This is a genomic window from Roseovarius nubinhibens ISM (genome assembly GCF_000152625.1).
Taxonomy (GTDB): domain Bacteria; phylum Pseudomonadota; class Alphaproteobacteria; order Rhodobacterales; family Rhodobacteraceae; genus Roseovarius; species Roseovarius nubinhibens.
Window position 1 is genome coordinate 94,423 of the sequence record NZ_CH724156.1, and the last position, 11,772, is coordinate 106,194.

An 11,772-nucleotide genomic window follows, 5' to 3' on the forward strand; every position below is an offset into this window, starting at 1 on the left:
CAGCCCATGCAGCCCACCAGCCTCTACGCCCTCACCATGCTCATCGCCGGGATCGGCATCCCGCTGCTGGCCGGGCTCAACGCGGCGCTGGGCACCCGGCTCGGTTCGCCCGCCGCCGCCGCGACCGTGCTCTTCGTGGTGGCCTTTCTGGTGGCGCTCGTCACCTGCCTCGCGGTGTCGAGCCCCCGCGCCCTCGCCGGACTCGCCGCCGCGCCCCGGCATCTCCTGCTGGGCGGTGTGCTGGTCGCCTTCTACGTGCTCTCGATCACCTATGTCGCGCCGCATTTCGGCGTCGGCAACGCGGTCTTCTTCGTGCTGCTGGGCCAGCTGATCAGCGCCGCCGCCATCGACCATTTCGGCCTCTTCGGCGCGCGCATCTCGCCGCTGACGCTCAACCGCGCGGCAGGCATCGCGCTGATGGCCACCGGCGTCTTTCTCACCCAACGCGCCTGAGCCGACACCGCCCCCCGCCGCACGGCGCGTTAACCCCGCGCCGCAACACCGCGTCGAAGGCGATTTGCGATACCGACGTCCTGCCGCCGGAATACCGACGTGATACCGACAAACGGAAAACCCGGCCAAAATGACCGGGTTAACCTCAACATATCAAGGGCTTAGAGCGGATTTCAGCCCGCAAGCTGGTTGAGCTGGTTCCACACATGCTCTTCGATCTCCACAGGGTCCATTTTCCGCTTCCCCTGCCCCGGCATCCGCGCGCCCTCATCCTGCGCCACGGCCCGCGCCACCTGTTCGAGACGCGCGCCGAAATCATCCGACGTACCGGGATCGATGATCAGGTAAAACTGCCCCAGATCATGCGGCGGTCCTTCAGGTGCCTTGAGAGGTTTGACATCCTGGCTCGCGACACCGCCGGTCATCCCCGCCGCCAGCAGTTCCACCATAAGGCCAAGCCCCCAGCCCTTATAGCCGCCGGTCGACACCAGCGACCCGGCCAGCGCCGCCTCGGGATCGGTGGTCGGCCGCCCCTCGGCATCCACCGCCCAGCCCTCTGGAATGCTCTCGCCCGCCGCTTTCGCCATGGTGATCTTGCCCAGCGCCACGGTGGTCGTCGACTGATCGAACTGCATCGCCACACCCCCGGCCCCATCCGGCACCGAAAATGCAAACGGGTTGGTCCCGATCACCCGGCGCTTGCCGCCCGGCGGCGCCACGATGGGCGAGGCATTGGTCATCCCCATGCCGATCATCCCCTCGCGGGCGATCTGCTCGGTGAAATAGCCCAGCGAGGTGCAGGTATGCGCGTGACCCACCGCCAGCATCGCCACGCCGTTCTCCTGCGCCGCCGAGATCGCCAGCGGCAGCCCCTTGGCAAAGGCCGGCTGGGCAAAGCCAAACTGCGCATCGACCCGCACCGTGCCGGGACGCGGCCGGCTCACCTCAGGCTCGGCATGGCCCTTGACCCGGCCACTCTTCAACTGGGTGCAATAGCTTTCAAGGTAATACAGCCCGCAGATCTTGTTGCCGACGGATTCCGCCTTGGCAATGGCATCCGCCACATGCGCCGCAACCCAGGGTGCCGCGCCGTGATTGATCAGCGCATGGGCCGACAGACGTTCGATTTCGGCCAATGAAACTTTGGGCATTCTACTCTTCCTTGTTTAGTCTTTGCAGCGGGTTACCCCGCCACAACCGTACCATTATCAAGCCGCAGCACCCGGTCCATCCGCGCCGCCAGCTCGAGGTTATGGGTCGCGATCAGCGCCGACAGCCCGGTCTCGCGCACCAGCGTCACCAGCCGCTCGAACACCCGGTCCGAGGTGGCGGGATCGAGGTTGCCGGTGGGCTCGTCCGCCAGCAAGATGCGCGGCCCATTGGCCAGCGCCCGGCAAAAGGCGACGCGCTGCTGCTCGCCGCCCGACATGGCCGAGGGCCGATGCCCGGCCCGCTCGCCGACGCCCACCTGATCCAAAAGCTCCTGCGCCCGCGCCTCCGCCGCCCGCCGCGCCACGCCATTGGCCAGCTGCGGCAGCACCACGTTTTCCAACGCGCTGAACTCGGGCAGCAGATGGTGGAACTGATAGACAAACCCGACCTCGCGCCGCCGCGCCACGGTGCGCCGCCGATCGCCCAGCCCGGTCATATCGACGCCGCCGATCTCGACCCGCCCGGCATCCGGCGTGTCGAGCAGCCCCGCCATATGCAAGAGCGTCGACTTGCCCGCCCCCGAGGGCGCGACCAGCGCCACGATCTCGCCCGCCTGCAGGCTGAGCTCGGCCTCGCGCAGCACCGTCACCTCGTTCTCGCGGCCCTTGTTGTAGGTTTTCGAAATGCCTGTCAGGCGCAGCACGGGATCACTCATAGCGCAGGGCCTCCACCGGGTTCATCCGGGCCGCACGGCGCGCCGGAAAGATCGTGACGATAAAGCTGAGCCCAAGCGACAGCGCCACCGCCGACAGCACATCCCAAAGCTCGAGCTTGGCCGGCAGGTAATAAATCCCCCGGATCGCCGGGTCCCAGGCCTCGCCCCCGGTCGCGCCGTTAACCAAAGCGAAAATCGGATCGATGTAGATTGCGAAAAGACAGCCAAGGATCACGCCAAAAAGCGTCCCGATCAAACCGGTGAACGCGCCACAAATGAAAAACACGCGCAGCACAGAGCCTTCGGTAAGACCCATGGTGCGCAAAATGCCAATATCGCGCCCCTTGTTCTTGACCAGCATGATCAAGCCGCTGGTGATGTTCATCGCGGCAATCAGCACGAGGATCGACAGGATGACGAACATCACCCGATCCTCGATATCGAGCGCGTCGAGAAAGCTCTTCGAGGCATCGCGCCAGGTCCACAGCAGCGCCCGCTCTCCCGCCGCCGCGATCAGCGCCTCGGTCATCGCGTCAACATGGTCCGGCTCGGCCACCATCACCTCGAGCTCATCCGCCACGCCTTCGCGGTTGAAAAACTCCTGCGCCTCGGCAAAGGGCAGATAGACGCGGGTGCGGTCGATGTCATAACGTCCCGCTGAGAACACATAAGTCACGTCATAGGCCTTGACCCGCGGGCTCGACCCAAAGGCCGTCTTGACGCCGCCGGGCAGGATGATCTTGACCTTGTCGCCCACCGTCACGCCCAATTCACGCGCCACGCCCGACCCGATGGCGATGCCCTGATCGAATGCCTCGATCTCGCCAAGGCTCGTCTCTGGGTTCGCAATACGCGGGATCGTTTTCAGGTTTTCTTTCGTAATACCAAAGACTTCGACCCCGGCATTGCGGTTCTGCACATTGGCCAGCAACTGCCCCCGCACCAGCGGCGCAACCCGTGTCACACCCGGCACCTCGCGCACTCTTGCGGCCATCTCTTCATAGTCCTGCAAGGTCCGGTCGATACGGCCCGTCACCGCGTCCACCTCGCCCGCGCTATAGATGGTCACATGGGCGTTGCTGCCAAGTATCGTATCCACAAACTCGGCCCGAAACCCCGAGCGCACCGCCAGCGTCACGATCAGCGCGAACACGGCCAGCGTGATGCCGATGAGGCTGATCCAGGTCATGACGCTCACGCCGCCCTCGGCGCGTTTGGCGCGCAGATAGCGCCAGGCGATCATCCATTCAAACGGGGCAAAGGGGGCGGGTGTGCCTGGCATGTGTCGGGTTCCGGTCTTGGTTTCGGCGCAACCTGTGCCGCAGGGGGCCAAGGGTCAAGCCTTCTTCCCCCGCCTAGCCGCTTTCCGCCCGAAAAGCACGCCCCAAAAGAGCCTGAGCACCGCGCCAATCCCGCCGATGGCCAACAGACCGCCAAGGAACCCCGCCCCGCCGAACATGCCGCCCTCAAATGTCAGCGGCAGCGCCGGTCGGAAATCCGCCCAGGTGGCACGCGCGATCTCCCTGTCGCCAAGCCGCCCGGCCTCATAGGCGCGGGTGAACGGCCCCGCCTGACGCAACACCGACAGATCCTCGCTGAGCCGCGCATGCCGCGCCACGGTACGCCGCACGCTCTCGGCCCGCGCCGCGGCCATCCGCCCGCCCTGTTCGAGATCGGCCAGCGCCGCCTCGCGGTCCAGGTCGAACTTTGCCGCATCGGCATCGAAGGCGGCGATGAACCGCGACAGCTCATCCACCGCACCGCCGAGCCGCTGCACATATTGCTGTGAAAATTCCGGAAACTGCGACAGTCCCGCCGCCCCGGCCAGACCGCCCGCCACTGCTATCGCCCGCATGAACATGCGCCGCACCTCTTACCTGCCTCGCCCCAATCTCGCACGGGGCAAGGCAAGAGGACAAGCCAACGCGCGATCAGAGACCCTGATCGCCGTAGCCTATCACACACCCTTTCCCGGCAGGTTAATCGCCGAAAAATGCTCCTTGAGCTTGGCAATCGCGGCCTCCGGCGACAGCTCTTCGCTCTCGCCCGTGCGGCGGCTTGTGAGCTCGACCACACCGTTCTTGAGGCCGCGGGGACCGACCGTGATCCGCCACGGCAGACCGATGAGATCCATCGTCGCGAACTTGCCGCCCGCCCGCTCGTTGCGGTCGTCATAAAGCGGCTCGAGCCCAAGCGCCGCCACCTGCGCATAGAGCGCGTCACAGGCCGCATCCGCCTCGTCATCGCCCTGTTTGAGGTTGACGATCCCGACATGGAACGGCGCCACCGCCTCGGGCCAGATGATGCCCTTGTCGTCATGGCTCGCCTCGATGATCGCGCCCAGAAGGCGGCTCACCCCGATACCATGGCTGCCCATATGCACCGGCACCGGCTTGCCGTCGGGGCCTTGCACCGTGGCGCCCATCGGCTCGGAATATTTGGTGCCGAAATAGAAGATCTGTCCGACTTCAATGCCCCGCGCCACGCGGCGGCGCTCTTCGGGGATCTGGTTGAACAGCGCCTCGTCATGGGTCTCATCGGTGCGGGCATAGCGCGAGGTGAACTCTTCGAGCACCGCCTGACAGGCCTCATGGCTGTCATGGTCGATCTCGCGCTCGCCAAAGGTCAGATCGGTAATCTCGCTGTCATAGAACACTTCGCTCTCGCCGGTCTCGGCCAGCACGAGGAACTCATGGGTGTCATCGCCACCGATGGGACCGGAATCCGCCCGCATCGGGATCGCCTGCAGCCCCATCCGCTCATAGGTGCGCAGATAGCTCACCAGATGGCGGTTATAGGCATGCAGCGCGTCTTCCTTGGTGAGGTCGAAATTATAGCCGTCCTTCATCAGGAATTCGCGCCCGCGCATCACGCCAAAGCGCGGCCGGATCTCGTCGCGGAACTTCCACTGGATATGATAGAGCGTCAGCGGCAGGTCCTTATAACTCGACACATGGCTGCGGAAGATGTCGGTGATCATCTCCTCGTTGGTCGGCCCAAAGAGCATGTCGCGATCCTGCCGGTCACGGATGCGCAGCATCTCGGGACCATAGGCGTCGTAGCGCCCGCTCTCGCGCCAGAGATCGGCCGATTGCAGCGTCGGCATCAGCATCGGGATATGGCCGACGCGCTGCTGTTCCTCATGGACTATGGTCTCGATATTGCGCAGCACCTTATAGCCCAGCGGCAGCCAGGAATAGATCCCCGCGCTCGACTGTTTGATCATCCCGGCCCGCAACATCAGGCGGTGGCTGACGATCTGCGCCTCCGAGGGCGTTTCTTTCAAAACGGGCAGGAAATAGCGGCTGAGACGCATGGAGAGACCTTTCAGGGATCCGAAAACTTGGTGCCCGCGAGGTCTAGGGCAATCGCGGCTCACAGGCAAGCGGTGCTATCATCCCCTTCCCGCTTGCAACCCCCGGCCCGATGGGCGATTTTTGGGCAACTTCACAAGTGGTTCAAAGGGGAAGCCCGTGGCCTTGCCGGTGCGTACACAGATGAAATACTGGGGGGCCGTCACACTGGTCTTTCTGGTGGTGCTTTGGTTCCTGGGCGACGTGATCCTGCCCTTCGTGCTGGGCGGTGCCATCGCCTATTTCCTCGACCCGCTGGCCGACCGTCTGGAAAAGCTCGGGCTGACCCGCGCCATGGCGGTGGCGACGATCACGCTCTTTGCGCTTCTTCTCTTTGTCATCATGGCGCTTCTGGTGGTGCCGACCCTGATCAAGCAGGCCGTCGCGCTCTTTGACATCGCGCCACAGCTCGCCCGCGATCTCGAAGGGTTCATCAGCCGCAATTTCCCCCAGGTCGGTGACGGCGACAGCACCCTGCGCCAATCGCTTGCCGTCGTCGGCGACACGATCAAATCCAAGGGCGGTCAGCTGCTCGACAGCGCCATCGGCTCGGTCTCGTCGCTGATCAACGTGGTGCTGCTCTTCGTCATCGTGCCGGTGGTGGCCTTCTACCTGCTCTATGATTGGGACCGGATGGTCGCCGCGGTCGATGACCTGCTGCCCCGCGACCACGCCCCCACCGTGCGCCATCTCGCAAAGCAAATCGACCGCACGCTTGCCTCCTTTATCCGGGGCATGGGCACGGTCTGCCTGATCCTTGGCACCTATTACGCCGGGGCGCTGATGCTCGTCGGGCTGCAATTCGGTCTGGTGGTGGGGTTCGTCGCCGGTCTGATCACCTTCATCCCCTATGTGGGGGCGCTGGTCGGCGGCGCGCTGGCCATCGGGCTCGCGCTCTTTCAGTTCTGGGGCGATTGGGTCTCCATCGGTCTGGTCGCCGGCATCTTTGCCCTGGGTCAGGTGATCGAGGGCAATGTGCTCACCCCGAAACTGGTGGGCAGCTCGGTCGGGCTGCACCCGGTCTGGCTCATCTTTGCGCTGTCGGTCTTTGGCGCGCTCTTCGGCTTTGTCGGGATGCTCGTCGCGGTGCCCGTCGCCGCCGCCATCGGCGTACTGGCGCGGTTCGCGATCCAGCAATATCGCAGCAGCCTGCTCTATCGCGGTCTCTCGGATCGGGATCAGGCCTGATGTCGCAACAGCTGAGCTTTGACCTGCCCGCCGTGCCGGCGATGGGGCGTGACGATTTCTTCGTCTCCGCCTCGAACGCCGCCGCCGTGGCGATGATCGAAACCTGGCAGAGCTGGCCTGCCCGCAAGCTCATGCTGCGCGGCCCCTCGGGCGCGGGCAAGACCCATCTTGCCCATGTCTGGGCAAGCCTCTCAGGCGCCCGGATCATCGCCGCCAGCGATTTGGCCGAGGCCGACATCCCGACATTGGCGAGCGGCCCGGTGGCCGTCGAAGACCTGTGGCAGATCACCGGCGAAAGGGCGCAGGAACGGGCGCTTTTTCACCTGCACAACCTCGTGCTGGCCGAGGGCAATTCACTGCTGATCACCAGCAGCGACGACAGCGCCCTCAGCGACATCCACCTGCCCGACCTCGCCAGCCGCATGGAGGGCACCCCCGGCGTCCGGATCGAGCCCCCCGACGACGCGCTGCTTGCCGCGGTGCTGATGAAGCTCTTTGCCGACCGTCAGCTGCGCCCCACGCCTGAAACCCTGCCCTATATCGTGCCTCGCATGCCGCGCGCCTTTGCGGCTGCCCGAAATCTGGTCGAAACGCTGGATCAACTGGCGCTCGATACCGGCAAACCGATCAATCGGCGGCTGGCCGCGACTGCACTGGACAATCTGCAAATTTAGTCTGACACTCCGTCACTTTCCCGTTGCAATTCATGCGGTACAAGGCGGCCATGACCTACGCAGACTTTCTCAAATCCCCGTTTCCGCCCGCCCAGGAGCTTCCCGAGCTTGACCTCTCCGGACCCGGCCGTTTCTTCAATCGTGAACTGAGCTGGCTCGGCTTCAACTGGCGGGTCCTCGAAGAGGCGCGCAACCCCAAGGTGCCGCTTCTGGAACGGCTGCGCTTTCTGTCGATCTCGGCCACCAACCTGGACGAGTTCTACAACGTGCGCGTCGCGGGTCTGCGCGAACTGGCCCAGGCTGGCAACACCACCCCCGCCGCCGATGGGCTGACGCCCGCCGAACAGTTGGTGCTCATCGACGAAGACGCCCGCAACCTGATGAACGAACAGCATCAGACCTATGAGGCGCTGCAAAAGGAAATGGAAGCCGAGGACATCCATATCCTCAACAGCTCGATGCTCGACGCCGAGGACAAGGCCTATCTCGACGAGGTCTTTCTCAATCAGGTCTTCCCGGTGCTGTCGCCGCTGGCCATCGATCCGGCGCATCCCTTCCCCTTCATTCCCAACCTTGGCTTTTCGCTGGCCCTGCAATTGCGCCGCCGCGCCGACAAGAAAGAGCTCAAGGCGCTGCTGCCGATCCCGCAGCAGATCGACCGCTTTGTCGCCCTCGCGCCGCGCAATGGTGCGGTGCGCTTCCTGCCGCTCGAAGAGCTGGTGCTGGTCCATCTCGACAGCCTCTTCCCGGGCTATGCCTATAGCGGCCACTGCGCCTTTCAGGTGCTGCGCGACAGCGATCTCGAGGTCGAGGAAGAGGCCGAGGATCTGGTGCGCGAATTCGAAGTGGCGCTCAAACGCCGTCGCCGTGGCGAGGTGGTGCGGCTCAAGATTTCCACCGACGCCCCCGACGATCTGCGCAAGCTCGTGATGAACGAGCTGCACGTCAATGCCGATGAACTGGTCGCGGTGAACGGGCTTCTTGGCCTCGCCGATCTCAAGGAGCTGGTGCTCGACAACCGCCCCGACCTGCTCTGGCCGCCCTTCACCCCGCGCGTGCCGGAACGGGTGCAGGACCACGACGGCGACATGTTCGCCGCGATCCGCCAAAAGGACATGCTGCTCCACCACCCCTACGAGACCTTCGATATGGTGGTGCGCTTTCTCGCGCAGGCGGCGCGCGATCCGAACGTGGTCGCGATCAAACAGACGCTCTACCGCACCTCGAACGACAGCCCCATCGTGAGCGCGCTCTGCGAGGCCGCGGAAAACGGCAAATCCGTCACCGCCCTGGTCGAGCTCAAGGCGCGGTTCGACGAGGCCGCCAACATCCGTCAGTCGCGCCGTCTCGAACGTGCGGGCGCGCATGTGGTCTATGGGTTCCTCAACCTCAAGACCCACGCCAAGATCAGCACCGTGGTCCGCCGCGAGGGCGATCAGCTGGTGACCTATACCCATTACGGCACCGGCAATTACCACCCGATCACCGCCCGCATCTATACCGACCTGTCGTTTTTCACCTGCGACACGGTGCTGGGCCGCGACGCGACCAAGCTCTTCAACTACCTCTCGGGCTATGCCCAGCCCGAAAAGCTCGAGAACCTCGCCATCTCGCCGATCTCGCTCAAGCCCCGGCTGCTCGAGATGATCAAGGCCGAGATCGCCCATGCCGAGGCCGGGAAACCCGCCGAAATCTGGGCCAAGATGAACTCGCTGATCGAACCCGATGTGATCGACGCGCTCTATGAGGCGAGCCAGGCTGGCGTGAAAATCAGCCTCGTCGTGCGCGGCATCTGCGGGCTGCGCCCCGGCGTCACCGGCATGAGCGAGAACATCCGGGTGAAATCCATCGTCGGGCGTTTCCTCGAACACTCGCGCATCGTCTGTTTCGGCAATGGCCATGGCCTGCCGCACAAGAAATCGCGCGTCTATATCAGCTCGGCCGACTGGATGGGCCGCAACCTCAACCGGCGGGTGGAAACCCTCGTCGAGATCGAGAACCCCACCGTCAAGGCCCAGATCGTCAGCCAGGTGATGGCCGCCAATATGGCCGATGTGGCGCAGAGCTGGGTCATGGCCCCGGACGGAAGCTTTGCCCGCGCCGAAACCACCGAGGGCGAGTTCGCTTTCAACTGCCACCGTTTCTTCATGGAAAACCCGTCGCTCTCTGGTAGAGGGTCGGCTGGGGCGTCGGATGTGCCGAAACTGACCCACACAGAAGATTGACCCCCCGGCACCGCTGACGCATAAGGGGGCCGTTGCAAGCCGGGGAAGCAATGAACATCAGCTATGACGCCGCCGATGGCCCCTTCGGGCGCCCGCTGTTCGACAAGCCCTCTGCACGGGCGCTGCGCCGGGTCGGTGTGGTTGATGTCGGGTCCAACTCGGTGCGGCTCGTGGTGTTCGACGGCGCGGCCCGCTCACCGGCCTATTTCTTCAACGAAAAGATCATGTGTGCGCTCGGCGCGGGCATGTCGGAAACCGGGCGGCTCAACCCCACGGGACGCATCCGCGCGCTCAACGCGCTCAAACGGTTCAAGCTGCTCGCCGAGGGCATGGACACCGGCCCGCTGTCGATTGTCGCCACCGCCGCCGTGCGCGAGGCCGAGGACGGCCCCGATTTCTGCGACGAGGTGCTGCGCGAAACCGGGCTCAAGATCTGGGTGATCGACGGGCGCGAAGAAGCGCGGCTCTCGGCACAAGGCGTCTTGCTGGGCTGGCCCGGCTCCTATGGGCTGGTCTGTGACATCGGCGGCTCCTCCATGGAACTGGCCGAAATCCACGATGGCGAAGTGGGCCGGCGCGAAACCTCGCCCCTGGGTCCGCTGAAATTGCAGGACATCAAGGGCGGCCAACGCGCCCGGCGCAAATACATCAAGGAAAAGGTCGCGGCCCTGCACGAACAGATGGGCGAACAAAAAGACCGGCTCTTTCTCGTCGGCGGCTCGTGGCGTGCCATTGCCCGGATCGACATGGAGCGGCGCGGCTATCCGCTCCACGTGCTGCACGAATACCGGATGACCGCCAAATCGGTGCGCGAAACCGCGAAATATATCCAGAAATCGGATCTCGACGATCTGCGGATCAACTGTGGCATTTCATCGAGCCGGATCGGCCTTGTGCCCACCGCCATCGAGGTGCTGCTAGAAATCGTGCGCAGCTTTCGCCCGCGCGACATCGCCGTATCAAGCTATGGCATCCGCGAGGGCCTGCTCTATGAGCAGATGCCCGCCAAGCTCAAACAGCGCGACCCGCTGATCGAGGCCTGCCGCTATGCCGAACATAAAGACGCGCGCGTGCCGGGCTTTGGCAAGATCATCTATCATTTCATCGAGCCGCTCTTCCCAAGCGCCAAGCCCGAACGCAAACGCCTGATCAAGGCCGCGAGCCTTTTGCATGACGTGAGCTGGCGCGCCCACCCCGACTACCGGGCCGAGCTTTGTTTCGATAACGCGACCCGCGCCAATCTCGGCGGGCTCAAACATTCGGAACGGGTGTTTTTGGGGCTCGCGCTCATGTACCGCTATTCGAACAAGTTCGACGATGCCCATTTCGGCCCGCTACTCGCGCTCATCGACGAAAAGCGCCGGCACGAGGCCGAGGTTCTGGGCAAGGCCATGCGCTTTGCCGCGATGCTCTGGCTCAAGGAAGACGCGGACCCCGGGCAATTGCGCTGGTATCCCAAGAAAAAGCTGCTGGAGTTCAAGGTCGCGCCCGAGGCGGTAGACCTCTTTGGCGAGGTGGCGCAGGCCCGGCTTCAATCGCTGGCCAGCACGCTCAACGCCGAGCTGCGCCTGCTCTGACGCCGTTTAAATCTCGATGTCTTCGCCGGGTTTCATCGGCGGCAGGAGACCCTCGCCGGGCCCGTCCTCTGCGGGTGCTTTGCGGCGCATGATGATATCGCCATTGGGCAGCATTTCCGGCGCGTGATAGCGGGAAATATCATCCACCTTATCCAGAAGCTCCGACAGCGCCGGCCCCATCTGCGTGACGAACTCGCGCATCTGCGGCTGCCAGCTTTCGGCCAGCTCCGCGAGATCCTTCATCGCCGGGGCCATATCCTCGGCCAACCCTTCGAGAAACATCCGCGCGCCTTCCTCGATGAGCGACAGCCCCTCTTCGGGCGCGGGTTCTCCCTCCGCCTCCTGCGCGGACACAGGCGAGACGGCAAGACAGGCAATCGTGACGAGGGCTAGGCTACGCATGGGCTAGATATAAGCGCGATTGGCCGCAAGGGA

The 11,772-nt window shown here is 64.3% G+C and carries 11 protein-coding genes; 5 read left to right on the top strand and 6 right to left on the bottom strand.

All coding sequences use genetic code 11. The features are described from left to right. The first annotated feature begins 6 nt into the window (after positions 1-6). Positions 7-453, top strand: a complete 447-nt coding sequence (locus ISM_RS00495; RefSeq protein WP_009812127.1) for a DMT family transporter — start codon at positions 7-9, stop codon at positions 451-453. A 173-nt stretch (positions 454-626) separates the two neighbouring features. Here ISM_RS00495 and ISM_RS00500 read toward each other — a convergent pair whose 3' ends face one another. The 5 genes from ISM_RS00500 to proS form a co-directional block, all read right to left on the bottom strand. Continuing rightward, a complete protein-coding gene (locus ISM_RS00500; protein ID WP_009812128.1) occupies positions 627-1,604 on the bottom strand; it encodes an Ldh family oxidoreductase in 978 nt (325 codons plus the stop codon). A gap of 32 nt (positions 1,605-1,636) precedes the next feature. Continuing rightward, positions 1,637-2,320, bottom strand: a complete 684-nt coding sequence (locus ISM_RS00505; RefSeq protein WP_009812129.1) for an ABC transporter ATP-binding protein — start codon at positions 2,318-2,320, stop codon at positions 1,637-1,639. Continuing rightward, positions 2,313-3,602, bottom strand: a complete 1,290-nt coding sequence (locus ISM_RS00510) for a lipoprotein-releasing ABC transporter permease subunit (RefSeq protein WP_040617732.1) — start codon at positions 3,600-3,602, stop codon at positions 2,313-2,315. The genes ISM_RS00505 and ISM_RS00510 overlap by 8 nt, the downstream gene beginning before the upstream one ends. A 54-nt stretch (positions 3,603-3,656) precedes the next feature. Then, positions 3,657-4,175: a DUF2937 family protein gene (locus ISM_RS00515; protein WP_254655623.1), complete on the bottom strand. Its 519-nt coding sequence runs from the start codon at positions 4,173-4,175 to the stop codon at positions 3,657-3,659. Between the two features lie 102 nt (positions 4,176-4,277). After that, positions 4,278-5,636 (bottom strand): proline--tRNA ligase, encoded by a 1,359-nt coding sequence (gene proS, locus ISM_RS00520; protein ID WP_009812132.1) that lies wholly within the window; start codon positions 5,634-5,636, stop codon positions 4,278-4,280. A 157-nt stretch (positions 5,637-5,793) separates the two neighbouring features. Between proS and ISM_RS00525 the strand changes: the two genes are divergently transcribed. The 4 genes from ISM_RS00525 to ISM_RS00540 are packed head-to-tail and all read left to right on the top strand — an operon-like array spanning position 5,794 to position 11,337. Then, a complete protein-coding gene (locus ISM_RS00525) occupies positions 5,794-6,861 on the top strand; it encodes an AI-2E family transporter (RefSeq protein ID WP_040617733.1) in 1,068 nt (355 codons plus the stop codon). Further along, entirely contained in the window at positions 6,861-7,535 is a 675-nt protein-coding gene (locus tag ISM_RS00530; RefSeq protein ID WP_009812134.1) for a P-loop NTPase family protein, read from the top strand. The genes ISM_RS00525 and ISM_RS00530 overlap by 1 nt, the downstream gene beginning before the upstream one ends. A gap of 50 nt (positions 7,536-7,585) precedes the next feature. Continuing rightward, positions 7,586-9,760, top strand: a complete 2,175-nt coding sequence (locus ISM_RS00535; RefSeq protein WP_040618206.1) for an RNA degradosome polyphosphate kinase — start codon at positions 7,586-7,588, stop codon at positions 9,758-9,760. 50 nt (positions 9,761-9,810) lie between these two features. Next, on the top strand, positions 9,811-11,337 hold the full coding sequence (locus ISM_RS00540) for a Ppx/GppA family phosphatase (RefSeq protein ID WP_009812136.1): 1,527 nt from the start codon (positions 9,811-9,813) through the stop codon (positions 11,335-11,337). Between the two features lie 6 nt (positions 11,338-11,343). Here the strand turns inward: ISM_RS00540 and ISM_RS00545 are convergent, their stop codons facing one another. After that, a complete protein-coding gene (locus ISM_RS00545) occupies positions 11,344-11,739 on the bottom strand; it encodes a hypothetical protein (protein ID WP_040617734.1) in 396 nt (131 codons plus the stop codon). Positions 11,740-11,772: the final 33 nt, after the last annotated feature.